Source organism: Ruegeria sp. I3, assembly GCF_056532525.1.
The window spans coordinates 1-19,453 of sequence record NZ_JBQFNI010000002.1 but is presented as its reverse complement, the minus strand read 5'-3'; the positions used below and the strand labels follow the sequence as shown (position 1 = coordinate 19,453).

The 19,453-nt window shown below is 58.3% G+C and carries 17 protein-coding genes and 2 pseudogenes; 10 read left to right on the top strand and 9 right to left on the bottom strand.

Annotated features, from left to right (window positions below):
- The first annotated feature begins 2 nt into the window (after positions 1-2).
- From ACR0L9_RS04430 to ACR0L9_RS04400, 7 genes are all read left to right on the top strand, one after another.
- Positions 3-1,019, top strand: coding sequence for a Gfo/Idh/MocA family protein (locus ACR0L9_RS04430; RefSeq protein WP_480894962.1), 1,017 nt, complete (start codon positions 3-5; stop codon positions 1,017-1,019).
- A complete protein-coding gene (locus ACR0L9_RS04425; RefSeq protein WP_480894960.1) occupies positions 1,016-2,017 on the top strand; it encodes a Gfo/Idh/MocA family protein in 1,002 nt (333 codons plus the stop codon). Before ACR0L9_RS04430 ends, ACR0L9_RS04425 begins: the two co-directional genes overlap by 4 nt.
- Positions 2,014-3,066, top strand: coding sequence for a Gfo/Idh/MocA family protein (locus tag ACR0L9_RS04420; protein ID WP_170663782.1), 1,053 nt, complete (start codon positions 2,014-2,016; stop codon positions 3,064-3,066). The genes ACR0L9_RS04425 and ACR0L9_RS04420 overlap by 4 nt, the downstream gene beginning before the upstream one ends.
- A complete protein-coding gene (gene uxuA, locus ACR0L9_RS04415) occupies positions 3,063-4,244 on the top strand; it encodes a mannonate dehydratase (RefSeq protein WP_480894957.1) in 1,182 nt (393 codons plus the stop codon). Before ACR0L9_RS04420 ends, uxuA begins: the two co-directional genes overlap by 4 nt.
- Before the next feature lie 224 nt (positions 4,245-4,468).
- The gene (locus tag ACR0L9_RS04410) at positions 4,469-5,359 is read left to right on the top strand and encodes an NAD(P)-dependent oxidoreductase (RefSeq protein ID WP_480894955.1); all 891 of its coding nucleotides are present in this window, start codon (positions 4,469-4,471) and stop codon (positions 5,357-5,359) included.
- An 11-nt stretch (positions 5,360-5,370) separates the two neighbouring features.
- On the top strand, positions 5,371-6,234 hold the full coding sequence (locus tag ACR0L9_RS04405; protein ID WP_480894953.1) for a sugar phosphate isomerase/epimerase family protein: 864 nt from the start codon (positions 5,371-5,373) through the stop codon (positions 6,232-6,234).
- Positions 6,235-6,346: 112 nt separating this feature from the next.
- On the top strand, positions 6,347-6,766 hold the full coding sequence (locus tag ACR0L9_RS04400; protein WP_170466261.1) for a secondary thiamine-phosphate synthase enzyme YjbQ: 420 nt from the start codon (positions 6,347-6,349) through the stop codon (positions 6,764-6,766).
- A 30-nt stretch (positions 6,767-6,796) separates the two neighbouring features.
- Here ACR0L9_RS04400 and ACR0L9_RS04395 read toward each other — a convergent pair whose 3' ends face one another.
- From ACR0L9_RS04395 to ACR0L9_RS04360, 8 genes are all read right to left on the bottom strand, one after another.
- The gene (locus ACR0L9_RS04395) at positions 6,797-7,567 is read right to left on the bottom strand and encodes an SDR family oxidoreductase (protein WP_170663785.1); all 771 of its coding nucleotides are present in this window, start codon (positions 7,565-7,567) and stop codon (positions 6,797-6,799) included.
- A complete protein-coding gene (locus tag ACR0L9_RS04390; RefSeq protein WP_170800148.1) occupies positions 7,564-8,604 on the bottom strand; it encodes an alcohol dehydrogenase catalytic domain-containing protein in 1,041 nt (346 codons plus the stop codon). The genes ACR0L9_RS04395 and ACR0L9_RS04390 overlap by 4 nt, the downstream gene beginning before the upstream one ends.
- Entirely contained in the window at positions 8,601-9,701 is a 1,101-nt protein-coding gene (locus ACR0L9_RS04385; protein WP_480762652.1) for a mandelate racemase/muconate lactonizing enzyme family protein, read from the bottom strand. The genes ACR0L9_RS04390 and ACR0L9_RS04385 overlap by 4 nt, the downstream gene beginning before the upstream one ends.
- Positions 9,701-10,696, bottom strand: a complete 996-nt coding sequence (locus ACR0L9_RS04380; protein ID WP_170403549.1) for an ABC transporter permease — start codon at positions 10,694-10,696, stop codon at positions 9,701-9,703. The genes ACR0L9_RS04385 and ACR0L9_RS04380 overlap by 1 nt, the downstream gene beginning before the upstream one ends.
- Positions 10,697-10,699: 3 nt before the next feature.
- Complete coding sequence (locus tag ACR0L9_RS04375) at positions 10,700-11,677, bottom strand: ABC transporter permease (protein ID WP_170512694.1); 978 nt, start codon at positions 11,675-11,677, stop codon at positions 10,700-10,702.
- Complete coding sequence (locus ACR0L9_RS04370) at positions 11,662-13,197, bottom strand: sugar ABC transporter ATP-binding protein (RefSeq protein WP_480453813.1); 1,536 nt, start codon at positions 13,195-13,197, stop codon at positions 11,662-11,664. Before ACR0L9_RS04370 ends, ACR0L9_RS04375 begins: the two co-directional genes overlap by 16 nt.
- A gap of 67 nt (positions 13,198-13,264) precedes the next feature.
- The gene (locus ACR0L9_RS04365; RefSeq protein ID WP_480894949.1) at positions 13,265-14,239 is read right to left on the bottom strand and encodes an ABC transporter substrate-binding protein; all 975 of its coding nucleotides are present in this window, start codon (positions 14,237-14,239) and stop codon (positions 13,265-13,267) included.
- A 54-nt stretch (positions 14,240-14,293) separates the two neighbouring features.
- Positions 14,294-15,751 (bottom strand): aldehyde dehydrogenase family protein, encoded by a 1,458-nt coding sequence (locus ACR0L9_RS04360; protein WP_480895406.1) that lies wholly within the window; start codon positions 15,749-15,751, stop codon positions 14,294-14,296.
- 247 nt (positions 15,752-15,998) lie between these two features.
- Here ACR0L9_RS04360 and ACR0L9_RS04355 point away from each other — a divergent pair, with 247 nt between their 5' ends.
- A complete protein-coding gene (locus ACR0L9_RS04355; RefSeq protein ID WP_170396944.1) occupies positions 15,999-17,027 on the top strand; it encodes a LacI family DNA-binding transcriptional regulator in 1,029 nt (342 codons plus the stop codon).
- A gap of 10 nt (positions 17,028-17,037) precedes the next feature.
- Complete coding sequence (locus tag ACR0L9_RS04350; RefSeq protein WP_480894947.1) at positions 17,038-18,675, top strand: GMC family oxidoreductase; 1,638 nt, start codon at positions 17,038-17,040, stop codon at positions 18,673-18,675.
- A 140-nt stretch (positions 18,676-18,815) separates the two neighbouring features.
- Here ACR0L9_RS04350 and ACR0L9_RS04345 read toward each other — a convergent pair.
- Positions 18,816-19,004: pseudogene (locus ACR0L9_RS04345) on the bottom strand (cupin domain-containing protein); the annotation flags it as partial.
- A 19-nt stretch (positions 19,005-19,023) separates the two neighbouring features.
- Between ACR0L9_RS04345 and ACR0L9_RS04340 the strand changes: the two are divergent.
- Positions 19,024-19,453 (top strand): annotated as a pseudogene (locus tag ACR0L9_RS04340) (recombinase family protein); the annotation flags it as partial.

Sequence of the window (19,453 nt, the reverse complement as noted above, 5' to 3'; positions counted from 1 at the left end):
GAATGAATATTGCGCTGATTGGTTTGGGGATGGTTTCGGGCACGCATGTCGCTGCCATTCAAGCATCGGATCAAGGCCTCAGTCTTGCCGGCGTCCTCGGGCGCAACTCTGAAAAAGCAGCTGAGTTCGCGCGGCGATACGGCACCCGCGCATTCGGCTCGATCGAGGAAATCGCAGACGACCCAAACGTCGACTTTGCGATCATCGCAACACCGCCCGATCAGCGCACAGAGTTGGTTCGGGTTCTTTCGAGCGCTTCGAAACCGATCCTGATGGAAAAGCCCATCGAGAGAACGCTGGGCGCCGCGACAGCCATCGTCGAGCAGTGCGAGGTATCCGGTGTGCCGCTGGGCATAATCTTTCAGCACCGCGCCCGCGCCGCCTCGCAGGCGCTGAAATCAGCCATTGAACAGGGTGAGCTGGGCGCGATCGCCACGGTGGAGATCCGTGTCCCCTGGTGGCGCGATCAGAGCTACTATGACGAGCCGGGTCGCGGCACTTATGCGCGCGACGGAGGCGGTGTCATGATCTCGCAGGCAATCCACACGCTTGATCTTGCGATGTGGCTGCTGGGGCCGATCTCGGACATTCAAGCCGTGATGAGAAAAACTCCGTTACACGATCTCGAAGCTGAGGATTGGGCAGGTGCAGTCTTTGAAACGGATAGAGGCGCCGTGGGCACTATGATGGCGACTACTGCCGAATATCCCGGGGCCGCTGAGTCCATTACCATCCAAGGCACACGCGCCAAAGCGCATCTGGAGTCAGGTGTCCTGACCTTAACGACTTTCGATGGTCATAAATCCACGGTTGGCGAAACGTCCGCCACAGGCGGAGGGGCCGATCCCATGGCGTTCACCCATACTTGGCATCAGGCGGTCATCGAGGATTTTGCCAAGGCTGTTGCCGATGGCACGCTGCCCATGGCCACCGGACGCAGTGCCCTTTTGACCCACGCCGTCATAGACGCGATGCAGATCGCCAATCGAACCGGCCAGAAAACACGAGTCATCTCATGAGCCTGACCTGCGTCGCCCTTGGCCTGGACCACCGCCATATCTATGGCATGACGGAAAACATGCGTAAAATCGGCGTGGACTGCGTTGGCTACTGGACACAAGGCGATCCGGAAACGCTACCGGGCTACGTCAAAAGGTTTCCCGATATTCCGCGGCTGGCCCGACTGGAAGACGCCCTAACCTGTGGGGCGGATCTGGCGCTGATTTCGGCAATACCGGCAGATAGGGTCGCGTTGACGATCCGCGCCATGCAAAACGGCATGGATGTCATGAGCGACAAGCCGGGCTGCACGACGTTCGAGCAACTCGACCAGATCAAGCGAGCTGTCGCCGACACCGGTCGAATCTGGTCGGTGAATTTTTCCGAACGATTTGAAACGCCCGTCAGCACCCGGGCGACCGAGTTGGTCGAGTCCGGTGCCATCGGGCGCGTGATCCAGACGGTTGGGCTTGGCCCGCACCGATTGAACCGGGCAACCCGGCCGGATTGGTTTTTTCAGCGTGACCGCTATGGCGGCATTCTGACCGACATCGCCTCGCATCAAATCGATCAGTTCTTGCATTACACAGGTTCGAAAACCGCAGAAATCACGAACGCTTATGTGGCGAACTACGCAAACCCCAAAGATTCCGGATTGCAGGATTTCGGAGAACTCAATCTAAGAAGCGAGAATGGCACCGGGTACATCCGGGTTGACTGGTTCACGCCGGATGCCTTGCCAAACTGGGGGGATGGTCGTCTGACGATCCTCGGAACCGAAGGATATATCGAGTTGCGGAAATACGTCGATGTGGGTGGGGCCTCAGGGACAGACCATCTGATCCTCGTCAATGGTGAAACCTGCCAAAAGATCGACGCAGCCGACGCCGGCCTTCCCTACTTCGCGCGCCTGGCCGATGACATCCGCAACCGGACCGAAACCGCGATGACACAGACCCACTGCTTTACGGTCATGGAGCTGGCACTGCACGCGCAGGAAATGGCGGAACGCAGATGATCAACGTTGCGATCCTTGGCGCTGGTATCGGTGCGCAACATCTGGACGCTCTGGAACGGCTTGACCGCACCTTTCGCGTAGCCGCCGTGGTCGACCAGAATACGGACCGGATCGAACAGATACGGCAGAACTCGGATTTTCGAGCACTAACCAACATTCAGGACGCTCTGGATGATCCGGCGATTGATGTCATCGACATCTGCCTGCCGCCCCATCTGCATGTACCGACCACCCTTGCAGCACTGGCCGCAGGAAAACACGTTGTCTGCGAAAAGCCTCTTGCGACCTCGATGCAAGATGTGGATCGGATCACGGCAGCCACACGCAGCGCAGGCAAGCAGGTGTTTCCGGTGTTTCAATACCGGTGGGGCCCGTCACTTGCCCAATTGCGCCACTTGCAACGCGCAGGCCTGACCGGAGCGGTCCAAACTGCCGCGCTTGAGACCCATTGGTCCCGAGGGGCTGACTATTACGCAGTGCCGTGGCGGGGAACATGGGCCGGTGAACGCGGCGGCGCAGTGCTGGGCCATGCCATCCACAACCATGATCTGCTGACTCATATTGCGGGTGATATCGCCTGGGTGTCTGCAATGGCCACAACGCGGGTCAACCCGATCGAGACCGAAGACTGCGCCGCGATCTGTTTTGGCATGACTTCCGGTGCTTTGTGCACAAGCAATATCACCTTGGGCGCCGCCACGGACGAAACCCGCCTGCGGTTCGTCTTTGAAAAGGTGACCGCTACCTCTGGCACCGAACCCTATGCCCCGGGTCAAACGCCCTGGACATTCGTCGCGCGGGACCCTGTGAATCAAGCCGCTATCGACGAGGCCCTTGCAGCCGCCACTGACGAGCCAACAGGTTTCGAAGGGTTCTTTACCGAAGTCGGCAGGGCGCTGCGGTCCGAGGCAAATTCGGCCGTTACGCTGAAGGATGGCGTTGCATCCATCGGCCTTGTGACAGCGATTTATCACGCGGCGCGCACCGGGCAGCGCGTTGCTCTTCCCATCAGGTCCGATCACCCGCTGCATGAAGGATGGCTGCCATGAAACAATGCTGGCGTTGGTTCGGACCCGATGATCCGATCGCCTTGGCCGCTCTCCATCAAGTCGGGGTTCAGGGCATCGTCACCGCGCTGCATCACATCCCGCCGGGACAGCCCTGGGACGAACCAAGCATCGCCGATCGGCAAACAGTTCTGGCTACTGCCGGGTACAGTTGGGACGTTGTCGAAAGCCTGCCCGTCTCCGAGGCGATCAAAACACAGTCCGCAGACATGGCTGAACATCTGCAGGCGTATAAGTCCAGCCTCAGGTCCCTGTCCGCCCGTGGCATCAAAGTCGTTTGCTACAACTTCATGCCAATCCTGGATTGGACGCGCACCGCCCTTCGCGCACCGCAGCCGCACGGCGGAACGGCCATGCTGTTCGACCTGAACGATTTTGCTGTTTTCGACATACATATTCTTGAACGTCCGGGCGCGTCCGAAGACTATTCCAGCGACGTCCAGCAAACGGCCAAGGATCGCTTCTTGCGCATGTCGGATAAATCCAAGGCCCAGTTGCAGCATAATGTCACAGCGGGGTTGCCCGGCGCCAACGATCAGTGGAGCGTGCAGGACGTGCGCGCTTTGTTGCAGACCTATGCACATATCGACCGTGACCGGCTTCGCGCAAACCTGATCGACTTCCTGTCAGAAGTCGCCCCAGTCGCCCAAGAACTGGAACTACGCTTGTGCTGTCATCCGGATGATCCGCCGTTCTCGTTGCTTGGTCTGCCGCGGATCATGTCCAGTACCGATGACTACGGCGCCGTTCTGGATGCGGTTGATTTGTTGGCGAACGGCGCAACGTTGTGTACCGGATCGCTGGGAGTGTCTCCCGAATTTGATGGGCCGGACTTCGTGCGCAGGCATGGCGACCGAATTCACTTTGTCCATCTGCGGAATACCCAACGCATCGCCGGGTCAGACAGCCAGAAGCCGGACTTCTTTGAGGCCTCGCATCTGGAGGGCGACACCGACATGGTCGGCACAATTCGCGAACTGATGAACGAACAGCGCCGCCGCAAATCCCAAGGGCGTCGCGACTGGCAAATTCCGATGCGGCCCGACCACGGACAAGAACTGCTGAGCGATCTGGGCGGACACAGTACTCCCGGCTATCCGTTGATCGGGCGTATGCGCGGGCTTGCGGAACTGCGCGGCATCATGGCGGCGTTCTCCTAACGCGTCGGATCAGGCGGTTTCTTTTCGCCCGCAACACTTCTTTGCTTGCCTGAGCGCCGCATTCTTCGTTTACTTACGGTACGTAAACGGGCAGCGGGGTGTCTTCCGGACTCGCCCGACGTCTGTTCAAGACGCGTGAAACTCCCGCGAAAACCGATGCGATTAGGCATCATTTTTCGAAACGCCTGCCATACGGCAACGGCGAAATATCGGGAGGAGCCCAAATGAATACTGCAGGCGTAATAGGTCTTGGCGACATGGGCAGCGGCCTTGCCAAGAACCTGATCAAGAATGGCTTCGAAACATCAGGTTTCGACCTGAGCGAGACGCGCATGACGGCATTTTCTGACATGGGCGGCCGGCCCAAGGACAGCGTGGGACGAGTCGGTCAACACGCAGCCAGTGTGTTTGTCATGGTAATGAACGGAGATCAGGCCCGCGATGTCATTTTGGGTGAAAACGGTCTGGTTGCGAACATGGCCAAAGGCGGAACGGTCATCCTGTCGGCGACCATTACCCCGGCCGAAGCCCGCGCCATCGGGCAGGATATGGAAGGCTCGGAGATTAACTTAATCGACACGCCGGTCTCAGGTGGGTTTCCCGGCGCGCAGAACGGCACATTGACGATGATGGCTGCCGGTGCTGCGGATGTGCTGGACCGAAATTCAGAAGTCATGAAGGCAGTGTCGGCAACAATTCATCGGGTCGGCGAAAACGCTGGCGACGGGCAAACCGTGAAAGCCTGCCTGCAATCCCTGATCGGATCGATCTTTTCCGCCACATTCGAGGCTGCGGCCCTGGCGGCCAAAGCCGGTGTCAGCGGTCAGGCATTGCTTGATGTGTTCTCGTCCTCCAGCGCGGGGTGCGGCGTCGTGAATACCGCCCTTGAAAACATCATTGATCGCAAGTTCGAGGCCACCGGCAGCCATATCGCAACCATGCATAAGGACCTGACGATCTCGCTGGCACTGGCCGGTGCGTTGGGCGTTCCAATGCACACAGCATCATCCGCAATGCAGATCTTTCACGCAGGAAAAACTAAATACCCGAATGGCGACAACTGGGTGTGTACTCGCGTCATCGAAGAGATCGTTGGCGCAGAATTGCATCGCTGAGGGGACTGGACATGAAATTAGGTGTAATTTGCGACGGCATTTCCCGCGATCTGCGGCATGCCGTGGACGTGATGGACGAGTTCGGCCTGGACTATGCAGAGCTTCAATTCGTTGGCGATGCGGAGGTCGGGGATCATTCCCCGCAGGAAATTGCCGAGATCAACGCGCTCTTGCGCGACCGAGGCAAGCCTGTGTCATGTCTGTCGCGCCATATCTTTGCTGGGATGACAGCTGCCAATAGGCCCGGCGACGACCTGCACACTCGGCATATGGACGCCTTGAAACGCGTAATCGACATGGCGCATGTTGTTGGGTCTCCGCTGGTTCGGATCATGACCCAACGAAAAGAGCAGATACTGTGGGGAAAAAACGGCGCCGAGAAGTGGAACGTAGCGCATGGGGTATGGGACTCGATGCCGCCGCTGATCGCGCCGGCGGTTGAACTGGCAAGAGCTGAGGGCGTGACGCTTGTCGTGGAAACCGGAAACGGCACGCTGGTCAATTCCAACTATACAGCCCGAAAGCTGATTGACGAGTTGGACGCCAAAGACTCTTTGAAAGTGCTGTGGGACCCCGGAAACAACTGCTGGTGCCATGAACTGGCATACCCGGACGGTTATGAAGAACTGCGCGGCGGCTATCTGGGTCACATTCATATCAAGGACGTAAAGATCGACACGCCGCGGGCAACACTGGAAGTGCGCCGCATGGGGGAAGGTCAGCTTGCGCCATTGTTCCAACCCATCGCGGACGCGCTCAGATCCGACGGCTATGATGGCGTCATTTCCTTCGAGAGTGTTTATCACCCCGGCAACGGGAATTTCGAAGATGGTTTTCGTCTGTGTGTGGACAGGTTCAAAAGCCTGTTTGCATGAACTTACAGTCAATATACCCTATAAATCAGATATTTGAGCCCCGCAGCTGAATGCCGAATGGGGTATACGAGACTGGTCGCGATCGCGTGAAATCAAGGAAAGGGCCTGCTGGATGAAGCAAGAGTTTTTTGACCTGTCCATTGAAACGCCGGGCAAATCCCTCATCGACATCAGCGGGATCGTTCAGCGTGCGGTGTCCGAACACGAATTTGTCTCGGGCCTGCTGACCCTTTGGTGCGTCCACACCGGTGCCGCGCTGTTGGTGCAGGCCAATGCCGATCCCGAAGTGCTCAAGGATATCGAGACGTTCTTCGAGAAACTCGTACCCAAGTCACCAGGCAAGTATCACCACCGCCCGACCGAGGACGACAACGCTCCATCGCATCTGCGGGCGCTGTTGACGCAAACTCAGGTATCGATCCCGGTCGAACAGGGGCAGCTTCCGCTGGGTCGCGTACAAAGCCTGTACCTGTTCGAACATCGGGAAGCACCCAAGGCACGCCGATTGAAGGTGCACTACATCGGGACGTGATGCCTTGGATCACATGGAGCGTTGGCAGTGCTAACGCCCCATCCAGCCCCCGTCGACTACAAGGATTTCACCGTTGACGAAGTCCGACGCAGCCGAGGCCAGAAAGACCACCGGTCCCGCAAAATCAACAGGCGTACCCCAACGGCCTTGGGGTGTTCGTTCCAGGATCGACTTCGACCGGATCGGATCATCCCGCAGGGCTTGGGTGTTGTCGGTCGCGATGTAGCCAGGCGCGATCGCATTCACGTTTACGCCCTGCCCGGCCCATTCGTTGGCCAAGGCTTTGGTCAGCTGTCCAATCCCGCCTTTCGAGGCCGCATAGCCCGGAACGGTGATGCCGCCCTGAAAAGTAAGCAGCGATGCAGTGAAGATGATCTTCCCCGAGCCGCGCGCCAGCATGTCCTTGCCGATCTCGCGTGACAGAACGAACTGCGAGGACAGGTTCACCTCCATCACTTCGTCCCACCAGTCGTCCGGGTGTTCGGCGGCGGGTTTGCGTTTGATCGTGCCGGCATTGTTGACAAGTATATCAGGGGTTTGTCCGTCGGCCCTCAACTGATCAATGAACCCATGCAGCGCGGCGCGATCCGAGAAGTCACATTGGTAGGCCCGGAAATTGCGTCCCATCGCCGTCACGGCTTTTTCGACATCCGAGCCAGACAGCTCGAGCGAGGCGGACACTCCGATGATATTGGCTCCGGCCGATGCCAATGCTTCGGCCATACCGCGCCCGATACCGCGTTTGCACCCGGTCACAAGGGCCGTCTTTCCCGTCAGGTCGAAACTTTGCAAAACACTCATGAACGCGGTCCTACTTCGATCAGGCTTTTCATTGCGGTTGGGCTGCGATCCAGTGCTTCGAACGCGGCCTGGATGTCTGCCAGAGGGCTGACGTCCGTGATCACAACATCCGCGTCCACTCCGCCCGAGGCGACAACTGCAATGGCTTTCTCGTAATCCTCTGGCTCATAGACCCGAGCACCGATCAGTCGCAGCTCTCGCCAGAAGAACTGGAACAGGTCGATCTGGGGCTTTTGAGCATGGATCGCGACCATTACGATCCGGGCCCGAGTCGCGGCAACGGCGGTCATTGCATCGACACCGGGCTGCGTTCCTGACACCTCGAAAACCACATCTGCCCCTTTGTCGCCCGTGCGCGCGTTGATTGTGGACACCAGATCGGTTTCGATTGGGTTGATCGTGTCAAAGCCAAGTTTTTCAGCAATCGCAAGACGGTTCGGATTCACTTCGGAAATCACGACATTTCCACCCGCGTCCCGCGCAACCATGGCAACCAGGATGCCAATCGGGCCGCCGCCGATAACGACAACGTCCTCTCCAGGTTGCAGGTCAGACAGCCGCACATCGTGGCAGGCAACGGCAACCGGCTCGATCAGCGCCGCGTGATCCATGCGCAAGTCATCCGGCAGAACGTGCAACGTGTGGGCCGGAACACTCCAGATCTCTTGCATCGCGCCATCGGTGTCGAGGCCGAGAAACTTGAGATTCTGACAGATATGCTGATGCCCCCGCTTGCAAGCTGGGCATTCTCCGCAATGATCAAGCGGTCGGACAACGACCTTCTGGCCGGGTTCGACCGTATCGACGCCCTCGCCCACCGCTTCGACCACACCTGACATCTCATGCCCAATAACCCGGTTCAGGCCGACGCGGGCATCCATGTTGCCGTGGTAGACGTGCATATCCGTCCCACAAATCCCACAATAGGCAACACGAATGGCAGCCTCGCCGGGACCCGGATCTGTCGCTTGGGCTTGCTCTACTGCAAAGCTCTTATCGCCCCTGTAGTATGCGGCAGTGATCGTCTGGGTCGTCATCTATGCATCTCCTTGTGTTCCGCATTCAATTTGTCCCAGTCGAATTCCACTCCGGTTCCCGGGGCATCCGGGGCCACGGCCAGACAGTCTTCGACAACTAGTGGACGGGTCGTGTACTGGTCTATCGGGAATGAGTGTACTTCTAGCCAGCCTGCGTTGGGTTGCGCAGAAACAAGGCTGACGTGAAGCTCCTGCATCCCATGACTGCAAACCGGAATGCCGTGCTGTGCGCTTAGCGCGGCCACGCGCAGCCAGCCGGTGATTCCGCCGCAGTTTGAGGCATCGGGCTGGATAAAACTCAGTTTCGCGTCATCAAAGGCGTATTCAAATTCGTGTATGGTGTGCAGGTTTTCACCCATGGCAAGGGGAACGCCCGTCGCTTCGACAATTCGGCTATAACCTTTGTAGTCGTCTGGAATTGTCGGTTCCTCGAACCACAGGATATCGCAGTCGGCGAACCCTCTAGCAGCGACGATGGCCTGTTCGACACTCATAGAGTAATTCGCATCGACCATGAAGAACCGGTCCGGCCCCAGCATCTCGCGTACCGCCCGGGCACGTGCAAGATCGTCGGCCAGGTCTGGTTGACCGACCTTGATCTTGACTGCGTTGAACCCACGCGCAAGGTACCCTTCGGTCTGACGCAGCAGTTTCTCCAACGAGAAATTCAGGTCGATCCCGCCGGCATAGGCCTTGCACCGTTTGGACGCTCCACCGGCCATCTGCCACAATGGCGCATTCTGCGTTCTGCCGCGAATATCCCACAGTGCAATATCTACGGCCGAGATGGCAAACGAGGCGATCCCACCCCGTGCGACGTAGTGCACGTGCCACTGCATGGCATCGTACAGGCTTTCGATCTGTTCGGCGTCTTGTCCAACAAGGAACGGTGCCAGGTCATGCTGGATCATCGCTAAGATGGCATGACCACCCTTGCCCCCGGTATAGGTATACCCGACCCCCTCGACCCCATCAGAGGTTTGAATGGTGACAGTGATCAATTGAAAAAAAGTGTGATCCCCATGTTTGGCATCGACCAGGACCTCTGCGAGCGGAACGTTGAACAGCCGCGCTGATACACTTTCTATGCGATTCACTAACCTAAGACCTTCTGCTGCCTGGCAATAACCCGAGACTGTAAAAGGATGACCGCAAATAGAAAGCCTCCACGTATGACCATTTGCCAATAGGCACTGAAACTGATGGTGCCCTGACCGTTTTCAAAGTTTAGAACGTTGAAGACCAGTCCCAGCAACAGCGCGCCAGCGACCGTCGCAGGGATCGATCCCATCCCACCCGTCAACAAAGTGCCGCCTACAACCACGGAAGCGATGGCTGACAATTCCCATCCGATGCCTTCAAGGGGTTGCCCAGCTCCAAAACCCGAGGCCAGAAAGACTCCGGCCAGCCCCGCACAGCCCCCCGACAGCAGGTAGACAAAAGCCTTGGCGCGATTGACCTTGAGACCCATGAGGTTCGAGGCATCCTCGCTGCCACCGATCGCCAAGACGGTCCGCCCGATGGTTGTTCTTTCCAGCACCAGCCAAAGTGCCAGAGTCAGTCCGGCCACGATGACGATCGCCCATGGAAACAGGCCAAACGCCTGCCCCATGCCAAGCTTGGTGAAGTTCGACCCCCAATCGACCGAAATTGTCTGGGCGCCCGAAATCACCAATGCGCCGCCTTTTGCGGCCAGCATGGTGGCCAGCGTGGCGATGAAGGGCGGGATCCGAAGGATGATTATGCAAAAGGCGTTGATCGCCCCGAAACCAACCCCGGCAAGAACGGCCCCCGGCAACGCAACCTGAATCCCATACGGGCTGAGATAGGCCGCAACAACCGAGGTAAAGGCCGCCACTGATCCGACCGACAGATCAATCCCGCCGGTCATGATCACAAAACACATGCCCAGCGCAATCGCGATGAACATCGCGTTGTAATTCAGGAAAGACGAGAAATTGTAGGCGCTGCCAAAGTTGTCATAGCGCATCAGCCCGAACAGAATCAAAGCCAGCAGTGCGATCCACACCGTCACCGAGGCCGAATTACGTCGAAGGTATTTTCGCAGGTCAAAAGCCGTTTCATCCAACATCGTTTAAGCCCTCCGAAACTGCTGGACCCAAACGGCCAGGATAATGATGACGGCCTTGGCGATCAGTGCAACTTCGTCCTCTACCCCGTTGGCCAACAATGTATATTTGACCAACTGGATGATGACGGCACCCAGTATGGCACCAAAGATCGGCGCTCGCCCGCCTTGCAAAAGAGCCCCGCCAACAACCGCGGCCGCAATGGCATCAAGCTCCATCAGATTGCCGTTGCGCGCGGCGTCCGAGGCCGAGTTGATTGCAACCACGATCAAACCGGCTAGGCCCGCAAGCACCGCGCAGATGACATAGGCCCCGATCTTGACCCGTCGAACGGGACCACCCGACAGATAGGCCGCGCGTTCATTGCCCCCTATGGCCAGCAAGTAACGGCCCCATGTGGTTCTGGTGATCACCCAAAACAGCACACAGGCAATGGCCAGCGCCAGCCAGCCCTGGAACGGCAAACCAAGCACTTTACCAGTTCCAAGATAACTGAATGAAGGGTTTGAAAACGTCTGCAGGTTCCCGTTCGTCAAGACTTGGGCAATACCGCGACCAGAGATGAATAGAATGAGCGTTGCAACGATGGGCTGCACGTTCAACACGGCAACCATCACGCCGTTGAATACCCCGCATAGCCCCGCAATGAACAGCGGCAGGACAATGGCCAAAGTGACGCCTAGCATCGGATTGGCAGCACCCAGATCCGACAGAAAGATCAGCGGAGCAAGCGCCCCCGCCAGCGCCATGACCGCCCCAACCGACAGATCGATCCCACCCGTGGCGATTACCAGCGTCATCCCCATGGCCACGATGGCGATCGTAGCGACCTGGCTGATATTTACGAACAGGGTTTGCAGTTGCAGGAAATTAGGTGTGAAAAACGCGTTGAATACCAATAGGGCGACCAACGCGGCGATGCCGCCGTGAAAGCGGAAGGGCATTGATGCGACCCGTTGCGGCAACTTCATTGCGCGGTCCATGAACCAGTTCCTTCTTCATGATGCGCAAGCGCGCGCACCAGTATGTTCTCGGTGACCCCGGGGTTGGTCAGTTCCTTGACCGAGCGTCCCTCGTGCATGACAACGATGCGGTCAGCGCCTTCCACCAGTTCTTCGAATTCCGAACTAATGAGGACGACACCAAACCCCTTCTCGACATAAGACCGAATGAACGATTGGATCTCTCGCTTGGCGCCAACATCCACGCCTCGGGTCGGCTCGTCGAGTATCAGGATGTCGGGCTGCGTCGCCAGCCAACGGGCAAGCAACACCTTTTGCTGGTTGCCGCCGGACAATTCGCGAATGGGCTGGTCCATATGCGCTGCCTTGATGCCCAGATCGTCGATGAACGCCTGAACAATCTCGCGCTCGCGGGCAAAGTCGATTTGACCACGACTGGCCAGTTTCGGCAGCAGGGCCAGCGTCATGTTCTCGCGCACGGACATGTCTGGAATGATCCCTTCGGCCTTGCGATCTTCGGTCAGAAAGCCGACGCCGTTCGCGATCGCGTCACCCGGTCCGGACGGTTGACCGACCGTGCCATGCAACTCGATTGCGCCGCTGCGTTTCCCGTCCACTCCGAACAAAGCGCGCGCCGCCTCGGTCCGGCCAGAGCCCAGCAATCCGCCCAACCCGACGATTTCCCCGCGGTGGAGCGTGAGGTCGAAATGCGTCAGCCGCGGGCCTGTTGAAACAGAGTCCGCCCGTAAAACGATATCGCCTTTCTTGGCCTTGGCACCTGCGAAGTCCGTCAAACCGTCTGCCGCGATCTCATCCTTGTTGCGGCCCAGCATGTCCGCGATCATTTCCAGTTTGGTCGTGTCCTGGACGTTACGCGTGCTGACGGTGCGCCCATCTCGCATCGTTGTGACTCGATCGCATATTTGGAACAGCTCATCGAGGAAATGCGAAACATAAAGAACAGACACGCCCTGTTTCTTCAACTCGCGCACAACACCGAACAGCACCTCGACTTCGCTGGCATCCAGCGACGACGTGGGTTCGTCCATGATGACAAGTTTCGCATCCAACGAAACAGCCCGCGCAATTGCAACCAACTGCTGGATCGCTGTCGAGAAATTTCCTAACGGCTCGGTCACGTCGATATCTATGCCAAAGCGCGTAAGCACCTCGCGTGCGCGCCTGTTGCCCTCGCGCCAGTCGACCAGAAAGCCGAGACGTTTGGGCTCGTACCCCATGATGATGTTTTCAGTCACTGACCGCAGCGGTACCAGGTTGAGCTCTTGATAGATGGTGGCAATTCCGGATTCCTGCGCTTCGCGCGGAGTGGAGATGCGGCTCGGCACACCCGCCAGATGAACGTCGCCGGCATCCCGATCGTAAACTCCGGTCAGAACCTTGATCATCGTCGATTTTCCGGCACCGTTCTGGCCGATCAGCGCATGAACCTCGCCGGGCGCGATTTCCAGGTTGGCCTGGCTAAGTGCCGGTACGCCGGCAAACGACTTTTCAATTCCCGACATCGAGACGAGCGCATTCATGAGATGTCTTCCTCCGATTGCTTGCAGGCGGCGCCGACCACAGGCCAGCACCACCCACCAGGGAGAATCAATAGGCTTCGTCGATGTGATCGGCCGCATTGTCCTTGGTAAAGATGCGATCTTCGACTTTCACCCATTCCGGGATCGTCTCGCCAGCTGCGTATTTATTCATGACTTCACAAGCCAGAGGGCCGAAGAAGGGCGAGCTTTCCACCGTCACCCCCATCTTGCCATCGATAATAGCCTGAAGTGCATCGCGTGTCCCGTCGATCGAAACGATGGTCACGTCCTCGCCGGGCTTGCGGCCGGCCAGTTCCAGAGCCTGGATCGCACCGATCGCCATCTCGTCATTGTGGGCGTAGACCACGTTCACATCGGGGTGCGCCTGCAGCAGGGTTTCCATCACCTGACGACCCAGGTCGCGCGCAAAGTCACCGGTCTGAGAAGCCACGATCTCAAAGCGGTCATCCGCTGCAATCGCGTCGTCGAAACCTTTTTTGCGGTCATTTGCAGGTGAAGAACCAGTCGTGCCCTCCAACTGGACGATGACGCCATTGTCGCCGTCGAAATTCTCCATCAGCCACTGTGCGGCCCGGTTGCCTTGATCAATGAAATCCGACCCAAGGAACGCCACAAAATGCTCGCCCGGCTTGGCAACCGCCGGATCAACCGAGCGGTCCACCAAAAAGGTCGGGATTCCCGCTGCACGGGCCTTCATAACGGCTGGGATCAACGGCTTTTCTTCCCGCGGGGGCAGGAACAGAACGTCGATGCCTTGGGCGATCATGCTGTCCACATCCGCAACCTGCTTTGCCGCAGATCCGGCTGCATCCGTCGCGATAAGGTCCCAGCCGCAGGCCTCGGCCGTATCATGGAACGATTTTGTCTCGGCAATGCGCCACGGATTGTTCGACTCCATCTGCGCAAAGCCGACCTTGTAGCGATCTTTCTGCTTAAGCGGTGGCAGATCCTGCGCTATCGCAGTCGTGCCCAACAGCGCACCCGCGACAACCGTCGAGATCAAAAGAGTTCTGCGTTTCATGGTTATTCCTCCTCCATTGGTGCGGTCGCCTCCGTTTTGACCGCGAGTTTTAGGTCATGCCCAATTCATGTAAGTCGTCTGTTTCCTCAGATAGCCATCAAAGCCATACGCGCCGTCTTCGCCCCCAACCCCGGACAAACCCCAACCGGTGTGAAATCCCTGTACGGCCTCACCATTGGAGCGGTTCAGGTACAATTCGCCGAACTTCAAACGGCTCGGGGCCTCCATCAATCGCCGGTGCGATGCCGTAAAGAGATAGGCAGACAGCCCGAATGATGTGTCATTCGCTACGTCTATCGCCTGATCAAAATCATCGACTCGCATGGCTGTCGCCACGGGTCCAAAGACCTCCTCTTGCATCGCGGCATTGCCGTTGTCGGAGACCTCAAGAACCGTCGGGGACATCCAGTGTCCTTTGCGGTGCGCGCTGTCCAAAAGGGGCCCGCCTTCCAGATGAACCGTGGCACCTTCTGTGATGCTGCGCTGGATGATTTCGGCGACCTTGGACACCTCGGCCTTGCTTACTTTGGGACCCAGATCGCAGTCCTCCATCGGATCCCCGATCGACAAAGCGCGGGTCGCAGACACGAATTTTTCAAGAAACTGATCCGCAATGCTGCGATGTAGATACATACGCTCGTTGCAGGTGCAAATCTGGCCGCAATTGGCAAACCGGGCGGCAATGGCGGCCGAAACAGCAGCGTCAATATCCGCATCCTCCATCACGATGAACGGAGCCTTACCGCCAAGCTCGAGCCGGACAACCTTGATCCGGTCGGCCGCGGCGCGAAAAATCTCTTTACCGGCTCGTGTGCTGCCGGTCATTGTGATCAGTGAGGTATCGGGGTGTTCGACCAACCGCTGCCCTACCACCGGCCCCTTGCCTGTCAGAACATTCAGAACACCGGCCGGAAACCCGACCTTTTCGGCAAGCTCGGCGATCGCGAGACCGGACAGCGGCGTGATTTCGTGCCCCAACAGAACAACAGTATTGCCCGCGACCAGCGCAGGCCCGACTTTCCTGGCGGCCAATGCCAGCGGATAGTTCCAGGCCGTCAACGCAACAACAACGCCATAAGGATGACGCCGGATCTGGATTTCCTCGGACTTGTTGTCCGATGCCACTATGTCACCCGAAATCCTCCGGGCCTCTTCAGCCGCATGGCAAAGAAAGGTAACAGCAGCATCAACTTCACTTCGGGCCTGCGTGATCGGCTTGCCCTGCTCGACCGTGATCAAGGCTGCCAGACGCCCGGCGTCAATCCGAATGGCCTCGGCCAACCGCTGAACCAGTCGCGCCCGCTCGATCGCCGGGCGCGAGGACCACGAGCCAAAAGCACGATGGGCCGCCTCGACGGCCGCATCCGCATGAGCGGCACCGCCATCTGGAACTTGCGCAACGATCTCTTCATTTGCAGGGTTCTCGACACCAACCGTGTCCGCGTCAGAGTCGGTAAAGCGGCCATCGATGAACATCGAATGCCGAACCACCTGACCCAACTCCCCCACCACAGACCGCAATTTCGCCTCCCGCGTTTGCTCGGTCAGACCACATTGGCGACCGCACTGCCGATCAAAACACTAATAATATTATTTCGTCAACACTAATATTAATTACTATTCACTAATATTAGTTGCGTGTCCTTCGCATAGTCGATAAAAAGGAAGCGAACAAAAAGGTTGAGCGATGAACGATCAAGCGAACAAGACCGGGCAGCACAGGGGCGTGGGACGAGTCGCGGGCCGGCAGCGCATAACGATGCATGATATTGCACGCGTCGCCGGGTGCTCACAGACGACAGTATCGCTGGTTCTAAACAAGAACGATTCCGTCAAAATCTCCGAGGACACAAAGCAAAGAGTCTTGGATGCCGCCAACACGCTTGGATACGCCATGCCCTCTCAACTCAGGAAACCCCAGGACAGCGCGCCTCGACCCTCGGCGTTAGACGGCACCATCGCTTTTGTCGTGGACGATCTGGCGTCGAGCCCCGAAATGGTAAACGCGTTTAATGGCGTGAAACAGGCCGTTCGGGACACGGGAAATCTTGTATTGCTGGCAGAAACCCAAAACGACCCCGAGGTCGAACCCAGAACGCTTAGGTATTTCCTCGACCAACAGGTTGCGGGCATCATTTACGCAACCGTTTTCACCCGGCGGGTGGTCGTTCCGGAAATACTCAGGCAGACCGCAACCCCGGTTCTGCTGCTGAACTGCTTTTGCGACGACCTCTCTTTTCCTGCGGTGATCCCCGGCGAAGTCGCTGCTGGACATACGGCGACCAACGCCCTGATCAAGGCGGGGCACAAACGAATCGCCACCATCACCGGCGAGCCGTTCATGGAATGCGCCGCAGGGCGAACGACCGGGTACAGAAACGCCCTTGCTTCCGCCGACATCCCATTTGACGAGGATTTGGTCATCGAGGGCAACTGGCTGCCCAGCGCAGGCTATGCTGCCACGCGCGAATTGATGGACCTGCCCTCTCCGCCAACCGCCATTTTCTGTCAGAATGACCGAATGGCAATCGGCTGCTATGAGGCGCTCAAGGAACTTGGCCTATCCATCCCCGAAGACATCTCGGTCATCGGATTTGACGATGACGAAACCGCGCGACACCTGTCGCCCCCCCTGACCTCGATGATCCTTCCAACTAGGGCGATGGGACGCTGGGTCATCGAACAGTTGTTCCACGGTCCGACGGATGGTCAGCGACACCCTCTCGTGAAGCTTGAATGCGAACTGGTGGAGCGCGACTCGATCAGCGAACCCAAACGCCGGGCCTGAAGGCGAACTCATGACGGAAACCTTCGATCATATCGTCATCGGCGGCGGCTCTGCCGGCGCAGCCGCTGCAGCGCGACTGGTCAACCAGGGCAAGTGCAGGGTTCTGGTGCTGGAGGCCGGGCATTCGCACCGCCATCCGTTGCTGGACATGCCGCCGGGTATCTTCAAGATGATCAACGGGTCCAAGTTCATGACCTACCACCAGACCGAACCGCAGGACCACCTGGACGGTCGCGTGCATGACATTCCGCAGGCCAACGTGCTGGGTGGCGGGTCGTCTGTGAATGCCCAGGTCTATATGCGCGGCCGCCCTTCTGATTATGACGCGTGGGACGACCTGCTACGACAGACCAACGACGGGGTCGGCTGGGGATGGGATGATGTGCTGCCCTACTTCCGTAGAATGGAAGACAATAACAGGCTTCACAATGACCTGCATGGCAGCAACGGTCCGGTGCAGGTCTCGGATCCGGGGCATATCGACGACATGTCACGTTGGTTCGTTCAGTCGGTGCAGGCCCTTGGCGAACCATTCAACACGGACTTTAACGGCGCAACGCAGCGCGGTGTCGGGTTCTATCAGTTCACCAATCGCGCCGGTAAGCGCAGTTCGTCAGCCTATGCGTTTCTCGCCCCTCTCGAGACGAACCCGAACTTGACCATCCAGCTTGGCGCAACGGTCAACAAAGTCATCATCGAAAACGATAAGGCCGTCGGCGTGCAGTATCGAGACAAACGCGGAGCCCACACGGTCCGGTGCGATGGTGAAGTTGTCGTTGCGGCGGGCGCTCTGGTGACGCCAAAAATCCTAATGCTATCAGGCATCGGACCTGATGCACATCTTGCCGATCACGGTATTCCCGTGATCTGCCCATTGCCTGGGGTTGGCCAGAACCTGATCGACCACCCCGAAGTTCCAATTACCGCCTTTGCCAACGGTCCCTACGGATACTTCAAACAAGGTGAGGGCTGGCGGATGCTTCGCAACGGCATCCAGTTCAAACTGTTCGGCAGCGGACCGGTGACTTCCGCCGGAGTCGAAGCCGGCGCGTTTGTCAATCCGTCGATTCCTGATGGAGAACCAACCATTCAAGCTTTTTGCGTGCCAATTGTTTATCTGGATCGCGACGCTCTGGACGAGGTGCAGGATGACTTTGGCCTGACCGTTACGACCGTCGTGGTCAAACCGAAATCACGCGGAGAGGTCCGGCTTCGCTCGGCCGATCCTCAAACCATGCCAGTGGTCTCGCCCAACCTTCTGAAGCATGAAGACGACATGCAAGAGATGATCCGGGGGCAGCGGTTCTTTCGTCGGGCATTCACTTCGGGCCCGCTTGCTCAAAGGGTTCGCGAAATCGTCATTCCCACAGCGGACGACGACCAGACGCTACGAGCACATTGCAAGCGATTCGTAAAAACCAACTATCACCCGGCGGGCACTGCCAAAATGGGCCGGGACGGCGACGGAATGGCCGTGCTGGACGCCAGGATGCGCGTGCGCGGAATCGAGAGCTTGCGGGTGTGCGACATGTCAGCCGTGCCCGACATCAACGCCGGCAACACAAACGCACCTGCCATGATGCTGGGCGAACGATGCGCCGACCTGATCCTCGGCATCGGATCAGCCCGCGAGATACGCAATTCCTAACCTGAGCTGCGGCGTCGCCCGTCATTGATCCGACTTCTAACGCAGAATATGGCGTCGCCCTGCCCGACCCACCGAAAATAGACTACCCTGCCTCAATGCGCAGAACGTGGCCAAAGGTCATGGCGCGGACGGAAAACGCCTTACAGAAAATCGTCCCGCCTGGGCGTGAAGCAGTCGATCAACTCTCCGGCAGCCAGGCAAACACAACCATGGCTTACACCGGACGGAATAGTCAGGCTGTCACCGGGTTCCAACGCTCGCTCCTGATCTCCGATGACAAAGTTGAACCGCCCGGACCGCACAAATGTCGACTGCACATGCGGATGGGCTCACCGGAAAGGTGGCCAAATGAGCCCGCGCCGCAAAATCCGATGCGCGATTTACACGCGCAAGTCATCTGACGAGGGGCTGGATCAGGACTTCAATTCCTTGGACGCGCAACATGAGGCCTGCGCGGCCTATGTCGCCAGCCAGCGACACGAAGGCTGGGTCCTATTGGCCAAGCATTACGATGACGGCGGCCTGTCGGGCGGCACACTCGAGCGACCCGCCCTGAAGCGCCATATTGAAGAGATCGATGCAGGGCGTATCGACATGGTTGTGGTCTACAAGATCGACCGGCTGACCCGGTCGCTCGCCGACTTCTCGAAGCTGGTCGAACGGCTGGAACAGGCGAACTGTTCCTTTGTCTCTGTGGCCTCGCCCGCACCATACCTCCTCATCCAAGGGCCGACTGACCCTGAACGTGCTGTTGTCCTTTGCTCAGTTTGAACGGGAA